At 75.6% G+C, this 14,975-nt stretch carries 12 protein-coding genes; 9 read left to right on the forward strand and 3 right to left on the reverse strand.

Translation table 11 applies throughout. The features are described from left to right. The first annotated feature begins 83 nt into the window (after nucleotides 1-83). A complete protein-coding gene (locus tag ACQKM2_RS34065) occupies nucleotides 84-1,049 on the forward strand; it encodes an EamA family transporter (RefSeq protein ID WP_427716755.1) in 966 nt (321 codons plus the stop codon). Nucleotides 1,050-1,343: 294 nt separating this feature from the next. Then, complete coding sequence (locus tag ACQKM2_RS34070; RefSeq protein ID WP_427716756.1) at nucleotides 1,344-2,333, forward strand: DMT family transporter; 990 nt, start codon at nucleotides 1,344-1,346, stop codon at nucleotides 2,331-2,333. Here the strand turns inward: ACQKM2_RS34070 and ACQKM2_RS34075 are convergent. Continuing rightward, nucleotides 2,315-2,983: a pyridoxamine 5'-phosphate oxidase family protein gene (locus ACQKM2_RS34075; RefSeq protein ID WP_427716757.1), complete on the reverse strand. Its 669-nt coding sequence runs from the start codon at nucleotides 2,981-2,983 to the stop codon at nucleotides 2,315-2,317. The two genes, ACQKM2_RS34070 and ACQKM2_RS34075, sit on opposite strands and share 19 nt — an antisense overlap. Nucleotides 2,984-3,020: 37 nt before the next feature. Here ACQKM2_RS34075 and ACQKM2_RS34080 point away from each other — a divergent pair, with 37 nt between their 5' ends. Beyond that, a complete protein-coding gene (locus tag ACQKM2_RS34080; RefSeq protein WP_427716759.1) occupies nucleotides 3,021-4,352 on the forward strand; it encodes an aminotransferase class I/II-fold pyridoxal phosphate-dependent enzyme in 1,332 nt (443 codons plus the stop codon). Nucleotides 4,353-4,422: 70 nt separating this feature from the next. Here ACQKM2_RS34080 and ACQKM2_RS34085 read toward each other — a convergent pair whose 3' ends face one another. After that, nucleotides 4,423-5,424: a DMT family transporter gene (locus tag ACQKM2_RS34085; protein WP_427716761.1), complete on the reverse strand. Its 1,002-nt coding sequence runs from the start codon at nucleotides 5,422-5,424 to the stop codon at nucleotides 4,423-4,425. 38 nt (nucleotides 5,425-5,462) lie between these two features. Here ACQKM2_RS34085 and ACQKM2_RS34090 point away from each other — a divergent pair, with 38 nt between their 5' ends. Beyond that, a complete protein-coding gene (locus ACQKM2_RS34090) occupies nucleotides 5,463-6,362 on the forward strand; it encodes a LysR family transcriptional regulator (protein WP_427716763.1) in 900 nt (299 codons plus the stop codon). 110 nt (nucleotides 6,363-6,472) lie between these two features. Here the strand turns inward: ACQKM2_RS34090 and ACQKM2_RS34095 are convergent, their stop codons facing one another. Beyond that, nucleotides 6,473-6,946, reverse strand: coding sequence for a pyridoxamine 5'-phosphate oxidase family protein (locus tag ACQKM2_RS34095; protein ID WP_427716765.1), 474 nt, complete (start codon nucleotides 6,944-6,946; stop codon nucleotides 6,473-6,475). A 76-nt stretch (nucleotides 6,947-7,022) separates the two neighbouring features. Between ACQKM2_RS34095 and ACQKM2_RS34100 the strand changes: the two genes are divergently transcribed. The 5 genes from ACQKM2_RS34100 to ACQKM2_RS34120 all read left to right on the forward strand — a co-directional run bounded on the left by ACQKM2_RS34100 (nucleotide 7,023) and on the right by ACQKM2_RS34120 (nucleotide 14,969). Next, entirely contained in the window at nucleotides 7,023-7,637 is a 615-nt protein-coding gene (locus tag ACQKM2_RS34100) for a cysteine hydrolase (RefSeq protein WP_427716767.1), read from the forward strand. Between the two features lie 161 nt (nucleotides 7,638-7,798). Beyond that, nucleotides 7,799-10,534, forward strand: coding sequence for an FAD/NAD(P)-binding protein (locus ACQKM2_RS34105; protein ID WP_427716791.1), 2,736 nt, complete (start codon nucleotides 7,799-7,801; stop codon nucleotides 10,532-10,534). Nucleotides 10,535-10,708: 174 nt separating this feature from the next. Continuing rightward, nucleotides 10,709-12,055, forward strand: a complete 1,347-nt coding sequence (locus ACQKM2_RS34110; protein ID WP_427716769.1) for a salicylate synthase — start codon at nucleotides 10,709-10,711, stop codon at nucleotides 12,053-12,055. Continuing rightward, nucleotides 12,052-13,122: a ketoacyl-ACP synthase III family protein gene (locus ACQKM2_RS34115; protein WP_427716771.1), complete on the forward strand. Its 1,071-nt coding sequence runs from the start codon at nucleotides 12,052-12,054 to the stop codon at nucleotides 13,120-13,122. Before ACQKM2_RS34110 ends, ACQKM2_RS34115 begins: the two co-directional genes overlap by 4 nt. Next, nucleotides 13,122-14,969, forward strand: a complete 1,848-nt coding sequence (locus ACQKM2_RS34120) for a (2,3-dihydroxybenzoyl)adenylate synthase (RefSeq protein ID WP_427716772.1) — start codon at nucleotides 13,122-13,124, stop codon at nucleotides 14,967-14,969. The genes ACQKM2_RS34115 and ACQKM2_RS34120 overlap by 1 nt, the downstream gene beginning before the upstream one ends. The last annotated feature ends 6 nt before the right edge of the window (nucleotides 14,970-14,975 follow it).

Consider the following 14,975-nt stretch of genomic DNA (forward strand, 5'->3'; position numbering starts at 1 on the left):
GGGTTCCGGCCGGATGATCTCGGGTGTGTCTCAACAGGTGTCTCGCGGATGACGGTCCTGTCCGGCCCTGCCATGATGGCCGGATGCAAGCGTCAGGGAAGAACGCCGGACTGGGCCTCGCCCTCGTCTCGGCATGCGCGTTCGGCGGTTCGGGTGTCGCGGCGAAGCCGCTGATCGAGGCGGGTCTGGACCCGCTGCACATGGTGTGGCTGAGGGTGGCCGGGGCGGCCCTGGTGCTGTCCCCGCTCGCCTGGCGGCACCGGGCCCTGGTACGGCGCAAGCCCCTGCTGCTGGCCGGCTTCGGGCTGGTCGCCGTCGCGGGCGTGCAGGCCTTCTACTTCGCCTCCCTGTCGCGGATCCCGGTGGGCGTGGCCCTGCTGCTGGAGTACCTGGGCCCCGCGCTGCTGCTCGGCTACATCCGCTTCGTGCAGCGCAAGCCCGTGACCCGCGCGGCCGCGGCCGGGGCGGCGGTGGCCGTCGCCGGGCTGGCCTGCGTGGTGGAGATCTGGGCCGGGCTGCGCCTGGACCTGTTCGGGGTGCTCCTCGGCCTCGCGGCCGCCTGCTGCCAGGCCTTCTACTTCGTCTTCGCGGACCAGGGCGCCGATGCCGAGGACGCGCCGGACCCGCTGGGCGTGATCGCGCACGGCATGATCGTCGGCGCCCTGGTGATGACCGTGATCGCGCGCCCCTGGCAGATCGACTGGCAGGTGCTCGGCGGGGACGCCGCCATGGGCGACTTCCGGGTGCCGGCCCTGGCGCTGCTGGCGTGGGTGGTGCTGGTCGCCACCGTGTTCGCGTACCTGACCGGTGTGGTCTCGGTGCGCAGGCTCTCGCCGCAGGTCGCGGGCGTGGTGGCCTGCCTGGAGGCGGTCGTGGCCACCGTCCTGGCCTGGGTCCTGCTGGGGGAGCAGCTCTCCGGCCCGCAGGTCCTGGGCGGCGCGCTGGTGCTCGGGGGCGCGTTCATCGCGCAGTCCTCGCGGCCCGCGCCGGTGGCCGTGCAGGAGTCGCCGCTGCCCGCGGTGCAGGACCGGGAGCCGACCAGCGCGTAGGCCCTGTCCGGGCGGCACGGGCCCGCGAAGACCGCCCGGACAGGGCCCGGCCGCCCGCGCGGAACCCGGGGTGGAGGATTCCGGTCAGGGCTGGTCCGGGCGCCGGGGGCCGCGTAAGGTGCTGGACATGTCCTGCACCGTTTTCTCCGCCGTTCTGCCGCCGCCGGCCGCCTAGCGCGGGCGGCTGCCTCCAGAACGACGTACGACCCGCCCGGGAAGCCCCCGGGCCGGTACGCGCTGCCCGCGAAGCGATGACCTCCTGTCCTCGTCCTTCACGCATGCGCGGAGAAACACGTGTCGAACCACTCGCCCGCCGCCGGGCGCAGCCTGCTGTACCTCGTCGTCGCCGGAGCCGCCTGGGGCACCGCCGGGGCGGCCGCCTCCCTCCTCTTCCTGGCCAGTGACCTCGGTCCGCTCGCCCTGTCCTTCTGGCGCTGCGCCGGCGGGCTGGCGGTGCTGCTCGGGGTGCTCGCCGTACGCCGCCGCCCCGCTCGGGCGGCCCGGCCCGCCCGGCCGTCGGCGGCTTCGCTGATCGCCACCGGGCTGATGTTCACCCTGTTCCAGGCCGCCTACTTCGGGGCCGTGCGCGAGACCGGCCTGGCGGTCGGCACCGTGGTCACCCTCGGGGCGGGGCCCGTGCTGATCGCGCTGGGCGGCCGGTACTGGATGGGTGAGCGGCTGGGCCTGGGCGGGCTGGCCGCCGTCGGCGGTGCGCTGGCGGGGCTGGCCGTACTGGTGCTGGGCTCCGGGGGCGGTGAGGTGCGGCCGCTCGGGGTCGTCTGGGCGCTGGTGTCGGCCGCCGGGTACGCGGCGATGACGCTGCGCGCGCGGTGGCTCGGGCGGCGCGGCGCGGGCGGGGACCCGCTGGTCACCACCGCGTGGTCGGTGGCGGTGGGCGCGGTGTGCCTGCTGCCGCTCGCGGCGGTGGAGGGCCTGCTGCCGCACACCGCCGAGCCGGCGCGGGTGCTCTGGCTGCTGGGGTACGTGGCCGTGGTGCCGACGGCGCTGGCGTACGTGCTGTACTTCACCGGGGCCGCGGCGGTGCGTGCCGCGACGGTGTCGGTGGTCATGCTGATCGAGCCGGTCAGCGCGGCGGTGATCGCCGTCGCGGTGCTCGGGGAGCGGCTGACCGGCGCCGTGGTGCTGGGCACCGTACTGCTGCTGGCGGCGGTCGGGGCGCTGATCGCGGCCGAGGCGCGCCGGCCCGCCGGCGGGGTGCGCCGCGTGGCCGGCGGCGGGCCGGAGGACCGGCCCGCCCAGGAGCCTCAGAGCGCGGTGATGTAGTCCGGGACGGCGATGCCGGGGGCCAGGTCGGCGTACGGGACGGGGGTCCCGTACGCCGGTGCCACCGGGACCACGCCCGACCAGAAGGGCAGGTCCAGGTCCTCGGCGTCGTCGTTCGGGCCGCCCGTGCGCACCTTCGCGGACACCTCGTTCAGGTCGAGGCGGATCACCGCGGTGGCGGCCAGCTCCTTGGCGTTGGCGGGCCGGGAGTCCGCCGAGCGGCCGGGCACGACCTGGTCGACGAGGGCGTCCAGCGCGATCCGGCACTCCTCCTCGTCGGTGACCTGGTAGGCGGTGCCGTGCACGACCACCGAGCGGTAGTTCATCGAGTGGTGGAAGGCCGACTTGGCCAGCACCAGGCCGTCCACGTGCGTCACCGTGAGGCAGACCGCCAGGCCCGGGTCGGCCTTCCCGGCGGCCAGCAGCGGGCGCGAGCCGGTGGAGCCGTGGACGTAGAGGGTCTCGCCCACCCGGCCGTAGAGCGTGGGGAGGACCACCGGCGCGCCGTCGCGGACGAACCCGAGGTGGCAGAGGTAGGCCTGGTCGAGTATCGAGTGCACCGTCTCGCGGTCGTAGCGCGCCCGCTGGCGGGCGCGGCTCGGGACGGTGCGGTCGGTGGGCTCGTAGTCGGCGACGGTGGTGGCGCTCATGGTGCGTACTCCATTGCACTAGTGCATAATGTCGTTTGTGCTAGGAGAGTATCTGATCAGTGGGCGTCGCGCATCGGAAATCGCGGCCAGTGTCGAAACCGGCGTCGGATCGGGCGAGCTCGCCCCGGGGGCGCTGCTCCCGCCGATGCGCGAACTCGCGGCCGCCCTGGGGGTGAACCCCAACACCGTGGCCGCCGCGTACCGCACCCTGCGCGAGCGCGGGGTCATCGAGACCGACGGGCGGCGCGGCAGCCGGATCCGGGCCCGCCCCGCGACCGCGCCGCGCGACGTGCGGCGCATGCCGGTGCCCGAAGGCGTCCGCGACGTCGCGCAGGGCAACCCCGACCTGGCGCTGCTGCCCCCGCTGGACGGGGCGCTGGCCGCCGCCGCCCGGCGGTACGCCGAAGCCCCGACCCTGTACGGGCAGGACCCGGTGATCCCGGACCTCGCCCGGCTCGCCCGGGCCGGCTTCGAGGCCGACGGGGTCCCGGCCGGGGCCCTCGCGGTGACCTCGGGGGCGCTGGACGGCATCGAGCGCGTGCTGGCCGCGCACCTGCGGGCCGGGGACGCGGTGGCCGTCGAGGACCCGGGCTGGGGGAGCGTGCTGGACCTGGCCCCCGCGCTCGGCCTGCGGGTGGTGCCGGTGGCCGTCGACGACGAGGGGCCGGTGCCGGAGTCGGTGGCCCGGGCGCTGGCGGAAGGGGCGCGGGCCCTGGTGGTCACGGCCCGCGCGCAGAACCCGACCGGCGCCGCCGTCTCCGCGGCCCGGGCGGCGGGGCTCAGGGAGCTGCTGGCCGGCCGTCCCGAGGTGCTGCTCATCGAGGACGACCACGGCCACGGGATCGTCGACCTGCCGCTGTGCCCCCTCGGCGGGGTGACCCGGCACTGGGCGCTGATCCGCTCGACGGCGAAGGCGTACGGCCCCGACCTGCGGCTCGCGGTGCTCACGGGCGACGCGGTGACGATGGACCGGGTCCGGGGACGGCAGCGGCTGGGCCCGGGGTGGGTGAGCCGGCTGCTCCAGTACGCGGTGGTCGACCTGTGGACCTCCGGCGCCGTGGACCGGGAGGCCGTGGCGCGCTCGTACGGGCTGCGCCGGGACGGCCTGGTCGCCGCGCTCGCGGAGCGGGGCGTACGGGCGCACGGGCGGAGCGGGATGAACGTGTGGGTGCCCGTCGCCGACGAGACGGCGGCGGTCACCCGGCTGCTGGCGGCCGGCTGGGCGGTGCGCCCCGGGGCCGGCTACCGCGTCCAGGCGGGCCCCGGGGTGCGGATCACCGTCTCCGGGCTGGACCCGGCGGAGGTCGGGGGCCTGGCCGACGCGGTGGCCGACGCGGTCCGCCCGGCGGCCGGGGGGCGCTTCGACTGAGACGCCTCCGCCCCCGCCGCGGAGTGCGGCGGGGGCGTGGCGCGTCCGGTCGGGCGGGGGTCCGGGCCGGTCAGGCGGCCTTGCGCGGGGCGGACCGGGACTGGGTCAGGGCCGCGCCCGCCAGGATGACCGCCGCGCCGACCGGGGTGTTCCAGTGCAGCTGCTCGCCCAGGACCAGGACGCCGGCGGTGGTGGCGATGACCGGGATGAAGTAGGTGACCATCTGCGCGGTGGTCGGCCCGATCTCCGTCACCAGCCCGTACTGCATCTGCAGCGCCATTCCGGTGCCCAGGGCCCCCAGCGCGACCACGGCGAGCGTCGGCCAGAGCGGGAAGCCGGCCGGGGCCGCGGTGAAGACGGCGCTGACGGCGGCCAGCTGGACGGTGGAGACCATGAGCTGGGCCCCGGTGAGCGCCACCGGGGAGCCGGGGGTGCCGGCCAGGGTGCGGCGGACGTAGATCCAGCCGATCGGGTAGGAGAGCGCGGCCAGCAGGGCCAGCGCGGTGCCCTTGGCGTCGATCCCCGCGAAGCCCTGCCAGGCGCCGAGCACCGTCAGGACGCCCAGGAAGCCGATGCCCAGCCCCGCGAAGCGGCGGCGCGTGGGCCGGTCCTCGGACAGCGCCACCAGCGAGAGCGCCATGCCCCACAGCGGGGAGGTGGCGTTGCAGATCCCCGCCAGGCTGGAGGGGATGCTCTGCTCGGCGTACGCGAAGAGCGAGAACGGGACGGTGTTCAGCAGGAGCGCCGCGACGGTGAGGTGGCCCCAGGTGCGCCGGCCGCGCGGGAGCGGCTCCCGGCGCACCAGCAGCACCACGAGGAGGGCGAGCGCCCCGAAGAACACCCGGCCGAGGGCGACCTGGAAGGGGGCGAACGCCTCGGTGCCGACCTTGATCAGGAGGAAGCTGAAGCCCCACACCACCGAGAGGAGGGCGAACCGCAGCCGCCAGTCCAGGCGGGCCGCGCCGGCGGTGCCGCGGCGGGCCGGCTGCCGTACGGGGGAGTGGACGGTGGTGCGGGAGGTGGTCGGTGCGCTCATGCGGTTCACTCTGCTGCGCACGACCTCGTAGGACAAGCGAGAGTTCCTTCGACGGAAGGCGTAGCATCGCTTACATGTTGAACCTGGAGCGCCTGCGCACCCTCGACGCCCTCGCCCGCCACGGCTCGGTCAGTGGTGCGGCGGGCGGCCTCCATGTGACCACATCCGCGGTCTCCCAGCAGATGGCCAAGCTGGAGCGGGAGGTCGGCCAGCCGCTGCTCGCCAAGAACGGGCGCGGGGTCCGGCTCACGGACGCGGGGCGGCTGCTCGCCGACCACGCCGCCCGCATCATCTCCCAGGTGGAGCTCGCGCAGGCCGACGTGGAGGCCCAGCGGGGCTGCGCGGTGGGGGAGTTGCGGATCGGGGCCTTCCCCACGGCCATGCGGGGGCTGCTGCCCCGCGCCCTCGGCACGCTGCGGGCCGCCCATCCCGAACTGCGGGCCATGGTGCGGGAAAGCGAGCCCGAGGAGAGCATGGCGGCCGTCGTGCGCGGCGACCTGGACATGGCGCTGGCCATCGACTGGCACAACAAGCGGATGCCGGTGCCTGCCGAACTGTCCCGGGCCCACCTCCTGGACGACGCCGCCGACATCGCCGTCCCCGCCGGGCACCCGCTGGCCGGCCGCGCCGAGATCTCCCTCGGGGACCTCGCCGACGACGACTGGATCTCCTGGAACGAGGGGCAGTTCTGCCACGAGTGGCTGGTGTTCACCCTGCGCGGCATCGGGGTCGAGCCGCGCATCGCGCACATCGCCGAGGAGCACCACACCCAGCTGGCCTTCGTGGAGGCCGGGCTGGGCGTCTGCGTGACGCCCCGGCTGGGCCGCGGGCCGGTGCCGCCCGGCGTGCGGCTGCTGCCGGCGGTCGACACCGTCCGCCGCCACGTGTACGTCGTCTGGCGGACGGACGCGGGCCGCCGGCCCTCCGTCAGGGCCGCCGTCGAGGCCCTGGCGGAGGCGGCCGCGGCGGTGTAGCCGCCGGTCACGTCCCGTCGGTCGCATCCCGTCGGTCACGTCCCGCCGGTCGCATCCCGTCGGTCACGTTCCGTCGGTCGCATCCCGCCGGTCGCGTCCCGCGGAAGTCCTCACATCTTGCGGAAGTCCCAGGACACCACCGAGTCCGGGGTGAGGCGGATCCAGGCGTGGCGGCCGTCGTGCGGCATCTCCTCGATCCCGAAGTTCTTGAGGGGGAAGAGCCGTTCCGGCTCCAGCAGCTCGGGGCAGGGCTCGCCGGTGCGCGGCGCCTCGCCCACGAAGACCGCGCGGCCGGACAGCTCGACCCCGCGCAGTTCCCCGTACTCCTCCCCGGCGTCCACCACGACCGAGATCCGCGGGTCGGCCCGCAGGTCGGCCCAGCGGCGGCTGCGGGTGATCGAGTACAGCCACATCGAGGTGCCGTCCCAGACGAACCACAGGGCGCCCACGTGCGGACGCCCGTCCGGGGAGACCGTGGCCACCCGGCAGGTGCGCTGCTCCCGCAGGAACGCGTCCACCTCCTTGCCGCTCATCATGATCCGCCGGCCCCGCCGCTGCGCCGCCCCGGCGCCCGTCCCGTCCATCCGTCCCGCACCCCTTCACATCTGACTGTGTGTCAGGAATCATGCGTGCTCTTCCGTCGCCACGCCAGGGGGAGTCATGCGGGAACTCGATCCGGCCGCCACCGCGCTGCTCACCGTGGAGTGCCAGAACGGAGTGGTGGGCGAGGAGAGCGCCCTGCCCGAGCTGGCGAAGGAGGCCCGCGGCTCCGGAATGCTGGACCGGGTCGCCGCGCTCGTCGACGCCGCGCGCGGCGCCGGCGTACAGGTGGTGCACGCGGTCGCCGAGCGGCGGCCCGACGGACTCGGGGCCAACACCAACGCACGGCTCTTCCGGGCCGCCGGGAAGCTGCCCGTCCGGCAGCTGACCGGCACCGACGCGGTGCGGGTCGCCGCCCCCATCACCGTGGACGGCCGGGACCTCGTGGTCCGCCGGCTGCACGGGCTCTCCCCGATGGCCGGCACCGACCTGGACGCCCTGCTGCGCAACCTCGGGGTCCGCACCCTCGTCGTCACCGGGGTCTCCTCGAACATCGCGATCCCGAACACCGTCTTCGACGCCGTCAACCTCGGCTACGAGGTCGTGGTCCCCTCCGACGCCATCGCCGGGGTGCCCGCCTCCTGCACCGCCGAGGTGATCCGCAACTCCCTCGCACTGGTGGCGGCCGTGACCACGGCCGAAGCCCTGCTTGGGCAGTGGGCCCCGCGGCGCTGACCCCCGTCACGCGTACGCCCCGGGCGGCCGGTGCCGTCCGGGCGCCCGGTCCGCCGGTCGAACTGAGGTGAACGCCTGGAAAACCGGGTGTACTTCGGAAGGATGGGGGCGGCCGGTCCGGTGCAGGGCGGGCCGCAGTCGACTGGGGGTGTGGTGTGACGGTGCAGCGGTCGTCATCGGGGCGTCGGGCAGTCGCGGTGGTCGGGGTCGGGGCGTCGGGGGCCATGGTCGCGGTCCAGGTCTGCGAGGCGGCCACGCGGCGGGGGACCGCGCTGGACCTCCTGCTGATCGAACCCGGACCCGAAGCCGGGCGGGGCACGGCGTACGCGACGACGGACCCCCGGCACCTGCTGAACGTGGCCGCCGGGAACATGAGCTGCTACCCCGATGATCCGGGGCACTTCACACGGTGGCTGTGCCGGCACGGCTCGCCGGACGTCTCCGCGGCGGACTTCGTCGAACGGCAGCGGTACGGGGCCTATCTCGCCGACACGCTCGGCCGGGCCGTCATCGCCTCCCACGGCACCGTCGCCGTCCGCAGGCTCCGCACCCGGGCCACCGGCTGCCGCTGGCAGGGCCCGACGGCGCGGATCGAACTGGCCGACGGCGGTGCGGTGGACGCCGACTGCGTGGTGCTGGCCACCGGCCCCGGCCCGGTCGCCGACGCGGACTGGGCGCCGGCCGGGCTGAGGGTCAGCGGCCGGCTGGTCCCGGACCCCTGGGCGCCGGGGGCGCTGGACCCGGTACTGGCCGAGGCCGGCGCACAGGACGTACTGCTCGTCGGCACGGGACTGACCGCCGTGGACGTCGCGTTGCAGCTGGACCGCCCCGGCCGGACCCTGCACGCGGTCTCGCGCGGCGGGCGGCTGCCGCAGTCCCACGCCGTGGTCCCGCTGCCCGCCGCGGCCTGCGAGGACCATCTCGACGGCCTCTCCCTGGCGGGACTGCGGGGCGCGATCCGCCGGCACGTCGGCCGGGTGCTGCGCACCCACGGGGACTGGCGCCCCGCCGTGGACGGACTGCGCCCGCTCACCGCCGGGCTCTGGGCCTCCCTGTCCGAGGAGGACCGGGCCGCGTTCCTGGAGCAGGACAGCGCGCTGTGGAACGTGCACCGGCACCGGATGCCCCCGGCGACCGCGGAGGCCGTGTCACGGATGTGCCGGATGCGGCGGCTGCGGCCCGGCGCCGGCCGGGTCACCGCCGCCCGCCGCGGCCCCGACGGATCGGTCACCGTCACCCTCGCGTCCCCCGACGGGCGGGAGGCACGGGAACTGACGGTCGGCTGGGTGGTGAACTGCACCGGCGTGCACGTGCCGGCGAAGGACACCGCCGATCCGCTGTGGCGGGGGCTGCTCGACGGGGGCGAGGCCGTGCCGGGCCCGCTCGGCATGGGCTTCGGCACCGACCGGGGCCGGCTGCGGGGTGCGGACGGGCGGGCCGTGCGGCCGGTGTGGACGCTCGGCGCGCCGCGCCGCGGCGAGCTGTGGGAGACCACCGCCGTCCCGGAGATCCGCGGGCAGGCGCGGGCCGTGGCCGAGGCGGTGCTGGGCCACCTGGCCGGATCCGCCCCGGCCCCCCGGCCCGTACGGCGGCCGCCCCTCGACACCTCGGGGCTGCCGCTCAGCACCCATGACGCGGCCGCGGCGGTCTACCGCTCGGGCCTGGAGCGGCTGCTGACCCTGCGGTCCGGTGCGGTGCACGCGTTCCGCCGGGCCGCCGTGCTCGACCCCGGCTTCGCCCTCGCCCATGCCGCGCTCGCGCTGACCGGCCACGAGAGCGGGACCGGTGTGGACGTGGCCCGCGCCCTCGCCGACGCCCGGCGGGCGGTGCGGGAACGGGGCGGCGCGCACGAGCGGTCCTGGGTGGACGCGGTCTCGCACCGCGTGCGGGGGACCGGCGCGGACCAGGCCCTGGTGCGCCACCTCGACGGCCAGCCCGGGGACATGCTGGCGCTCGCCACCGCCGTGCCCGGCATCAGCTCCTCCGGCTTGCCCGGTTTCGACGGCGCCACCGCCCGCCGCCTGGCGGAACGGGCGTACGAAGCCCACCCCGGGCACTGGTTCCCCGCCTCCGTGCTGGCCCTCGTGCGGCAGGAGGAGGGCCGGTACGAGGAGGCCGAGGCGCTGGCCGAGAAGGCCCTGGCGGCCGAGCCCGCGTCGGGGCACGCCGTCCACGCGCTCACCCACGCCGACTACGAGCGCGGCCGGCACCGGGCGGGCCTGGAGCGTCTCGACCGGTGGCTGGCCGACCGGCCGGGACGCGCAGGCGGCCACCGGGCCCACTTCGCCTGGCACGCGGCCCTGCACGAACTGGCCCTGGGGGACGAGGCCGCGGTCCGGCGCCGGTGGAAGACCGAGCTGTCGCCCGCCGACGTGCAGGGGCTGCGGGCCCTGGTGGACTCCTGCTCGCTGCTGTGGCGGGCCCGGCTCACCGGCGGCCGGCACGGCGGGACCCCGCTCCACGAGGTCCTGGAGGTGATCGACCGGGACCTGCTGGAGCGTCCGGCCACCGCCTTCACCGCGCTGCACGCCGCGTTCGCCCTCACCGCGGCCCGCGACCTGCCCGGGCTGCGGCGGCTGCGCTCCCACTCCCTGCGCGGCGACCGGGTCCAGCGCGAGGTCGCGGCGCCGCTGTGCGAGGCGCTGGAGCACTTCACCGAGGAGCGCTGGGGGGAGGCGGCGGACGGGCTGGGCCGGATCCTGCCCTCCCTGGGCCGGGCGGGCGGCAGCGCGGCCCAGCGCGAGGTGGCCGAGGAGGCACTGCTGTACGCGCTGGTCTCGGCGGGCCGCCCCGGGGCCGCGCGGGCGCGGCTGGAGGAGAGGCTGCACCGCAGGCCCTCCCCGCACGACCGGAGCCGGCTGGCCGCGCTGACGCCGCCCGGTGCCGGACACCGCTGAAAGACCCCTTCCGGCTCCGTCCACCCACCGCACCACCCGAAGGGCCGCGCTTTCCGCGCGGCCCTTCGGCATGTTCGCAGTCCTATCAGGAGGGCTAATCAACCGGCCCTGGGGCGGCGGGAGTTACCTCCGTATCGTTTTTAAAGGTAACCGCCATGGAGGAGGAACACTCACATGAGTCCCATCGCCCCGCACCACTACTTCGAGACCCGGCTCCAGCTCACCGAGGACCCGCTGCTGGTCGCCGCCCGCCTCGCGGACTCCGGCCTGCACGAGTCCTACGTCGTCTACGAGAACGGCGGCAGCTGGTCCTACGCGGGCGGCGTCCGCGCCGAGCTGACCCTCGACCGCACCGGTGCCCGGCTGACCCAGGAGGACGGCACGGACGCCTTCCGCGCCTGGGACGGGCAGCCGCTGCGCCTGGTGTCCGACCTGCTGGGCGCCGTCTCCGTGCCGTACTGGCGGGCCTACGGCTGGGCCGCCTTCGAGCTGTCCTACGCCAAGGACGGCGCCCTGGACCAGATCGGCGACGGCCGCCTGATGCACCTCATCGTGCCCCGCGCCGAGGTCCGGTTCGAGGCCGGGCACGCCCTGCTGCGCGCCGCCGACCAGGCCACGCTCGACGCCCTCCTCACCACCGTCGCCAGCACCGCGCCGGCCGCCGCCGGGCGGCCCCGGCCGCTGGACGTGCACGCCACCGGCGGCAGCCAGTACCGCGAGGCCGTGCGGCGCGCCGTCGAGGAGATCAACGCGGGCGCCCTGCACAAGGTGATCCTGTCGCGGGTCGTCGAGGTCGACGGCGAGGTCGATCTGACCGGCACCTACGTCGCCGGGCGCCGGGGCAACAACCCGGCCCGCTCCTTCATGCTGAACCTGGGCGGCACGGAGGCCATCGGCTTCAGCCCGGAGATCGTCGTCCAGGTCTCCGAGGACGGCCGGGTCGTCAGCCAGCCGCTGGCCGGCACCCGCGCGCTCACGGGCGACCTGCTCGCCGACGAGAACCTGCGCGCCGACCTGTTCGGCTCCCCCAAGGAGGTCTACGAGCACGCCATCTCCGTCAAGGTGGGCGCGGACGAACTGGTCGACGTCTGCGTCGAGGGATCGGTCGAGGTCCCGGAGTTCATGGCGATCCGTGAACGCGGCAGCGTGCAGCACCTCGCCTCCCGGGTGGCCGGCCGGCTCGCCCCCGGCCGGGAGGCCTGGGACGCCTTCGGAGCGGTCTTCCCCGCCGTCACCGCGTCCGGAGTGCCGAAGTCCGCCGCCTACGACTCCATACGCCGGCACGAGCCGGAGTCCCGCGGCCTCTACAGCGGAGCGGTCCTGACCGTGGACCACGCCGGTGCCATGGACGCGGCCCTGGTGCTGCGCAGCGCCTACCGCAAGGACGGCCGCACCTGGCTGCGGGCCGGCGCCGGCATCGTCGGACACTCCACCCCCGAGCGCGAGTTCGAGGAGACCTGCGAGAAGCTCGACAGCGTCGCCCGGTTCCTCGTGCCCGCGGGCAGCGGCGGCACCCGATGAAGGTCACCTCCGAGGTGCACCTCGCCGGGATCGGCAGCTGGCTGCCCGACGAGGTCACCACCGCCGACGCCGTGGCCGACCGCCGGTACGCGGAGGAGGACCGGAAGGCCTCCGGGATGCTGGCCGTGCGGGTGGCCGGCGCAACACCCGCCCCCGACATGGCCGTACGGGCCGCCCGGTCCGCGCTGCGACGCGCCGGCCGCACCGGACTCACCGCCGACGACTACGGGGCGCTGCTGCACTGCGCCACCTACCACCAGGGCCCCGACGGCTGGTCCGCGCCCCACTACGTCCTGCACCGCACCCTGGACCGGCCGATCGGGGCGGCCCAGGTGGGCCCCGGCTGTCTGGGCATGCTGACGGCCCTGGAGATGGCCGCGCACCGGCTCGTAGCCGACGGCGGCAAGGACGCCGTCCTGATCACCGCGGCGGACAACTTCTCCCCGCCCCTGGTGGACCGCTGGAACTCCTCCCGGCTGTTCCTCCTCGCCGACGGGGGCGCGGCCGCCGTGGTCTCCCGGCGGGGCGGCTTCGCCCGGCTGCTGTCGGTCGGATCGGTCTCGGCCCCCTCCATGGAGGAACTGCACCGGGGCGGCGAGGAGCTCTTCCCGCCGGGGATCACCGTCGGCCGGTCACTCAACTTCGAGGAGCGCAGCGACTACTGGCGCCGGCAGTGGGCCCAGGGCGCGGCGCCGCCGCGGGTGCACCTCGGCGACGTGGTCGCCGGAGCCGTCGAGGCGGCCCTGGAGGAGGCGGACACCACCCTGGAGAAGGTGGCCCGGATCTGCCACACCGGCTACTCCGAAGGCGCCCTGCACACCATCTACCTCGACCCGCTGGACATCGAGGCGGCCGACGGGACCTGGGAGTTCACCCGGCGCGTCGGGCACGTCGGCGCCGCCGACCCGTTCATCGGCCTGGAACGCCTCTGGACCCGGGGCGAGGTCGCCCCCGGGGACCGGGTGCTGCTGCTGGCCGCCGGCCCCGGCATGGAGGTCGCCTGCGCCGTCGTGGAGATCACCACGCGCCATCTGCCCGCCACCGCACGACAGGAGGAAGCCCTGTGATGCTCGACGGATGCACCCCCTGGCCGGCCGGGACGGCCGAGCACTACCGCCGGGAGGGCCTGTGGGACGGCACCGACCTGGGCTCGCTGCCGCGCGCCTGGGCCGGGCAGTACGGCAGCGCCACCGCCCTGGTGGCGGGCGACCGGCGCGTCTCCTACGCCGAGTTCGCCGACCTGGTCGACCGCAGGGCCGCCGGATTCGTCCGGCAGGGGGTGCTGCCGGGGGACCGGATCGTCCTCCAGCTGCCCAACGTCCCCGAGTTCGTGGAGGTGGCGTTCGCCCTCTTCCGGGCCGGCGCGAAGCCGGTGTTCTCGCTGACCTCGCACCGGGCGAACGAGATCCGGCACCTGTGCGAGCTGTCGGGCGCCTCCGGCTACGTCGTCCCGGGCGTGTTCCGGGGCTTCGACCACACCGCGCTGGCCTTGGAGATGGCGGCCGAACTGCCCGCCCTGCGCAGGATCTACGCCCAGGGGGAGACCGGCTCGCCGGCGGTGGTCCCGCTGGAGTCGGTCGACGCCGATCCGGTGGAACTGCCCGCCAACGACCCCTCCGACGTGGCGTTCTTCCTGCTCTCCGGGGGCACGACCGCGCTGCCCAAGCTGATCCCGCGCACCCACGACGACTACGCGTACCAGACCCGTACGGTCGCCGCGCTCGTCGGCCTGACCAGCGAGGACGTCTACCTGGCCGCGCTGCCGGTGGAGTTCAACTTCACCTGGGGCTGCCCCGGAGTGATCGGCACGCTCTCGGCGGGCGGGACCGTGGTCCTCGCCCCGGACCCGACCGCCGACGACTGCTTCCGGCTGATCGAGCGGGAACGCGTCACCCTGACCTCGGTGGTGCCCACCGTGGCACGGCTCTGGCTGGACGAGCGCGAGTGGTCCGACTGGGACCTGTCCAGCCTCAAGGTGCTCCAGATCGGCGGAGCCCGGCTCGAACCGGAGCTCGCGGCCCGCGTGGGACCCGAGCTCGGCTGCCGGCTCCAGCAGGTGTTCGGCATGGCGGAGGGGCTCCTGACGATGTCCCGCCCCGACGACGACCCCGACAGCGTCCTGCACACCCAGGGCCGGCCGGTGTCCCCCGCCGACGAGGTGAAGATCGTCGACGAGCACGGCCGGGAGGTCCCGGCCGGAGACACCGGGGAACTGCTCACCCGGGGGCCGTACACCCTGAGGGGCTACTACCGGGCCCCCGAGCACAACACCAGGGCCTTCACCGAGGACGGCTTCTACCGCACGGGCGACCTGGCCGGCCTCACGGAGGAAGGCCGGCTGGTGGTCCGGGGACGGCTCAAGGACGTCGTCATCCGCGGCGGCGACAAGATCGCGGCGGGAGAGGTGGAGGCCCACCTGCTCAACTGCCCGGGGATCGCGGCGGCGGCGGTGGTGCCGGTGCCGGACGAGTTCCTCGGCGAGCGGATCTACGCCTTCCTCGTCGCCCGCACCGACCAGGACGGGGCGGGAACGGCCGCCGGGACGCCCTCCCTCGCGGACCTCAAGGCCGCGCTGCACAGCCGCGGACTCGCCGACTACAAGCTGCCGGACCGCGCCGAGTTCGTGTCCGACCTGCCCCTGACCCCGCTCGGGAAGATCGACAAGAAGGTGCTCGCGGCCGCCGCCGCCGATCCCGCCCTGCCGCGCCGCTGGAAGCCGGCCGGACAGCAGCCGGCCGCACCGTCCGCCGGGCAACAGCCGGCCGCACCGTCCACCGGGGCAGCCGCACCGGGCACGTCCGCCGGGCCCGCCCCCGTCCTGTCCGCCTCCGACACTTCCGCCTCGGTCCCGTCCGCAACCGTCCCGTCCGCAACCGTCCCGCCCGTCCCCGTCCCGTCCTCACCGAAGAGGTGAACCGCC

The organism is Streptomyces sp. NPDC004126 (assembly GCF_050275515.1).
In the GTDB taxonomy this organism is placed as follows: Bacteria; Actinomycetota; Actinomycetes; order Streptomycetales; family Streptomycetaceae; genus Streptomyces.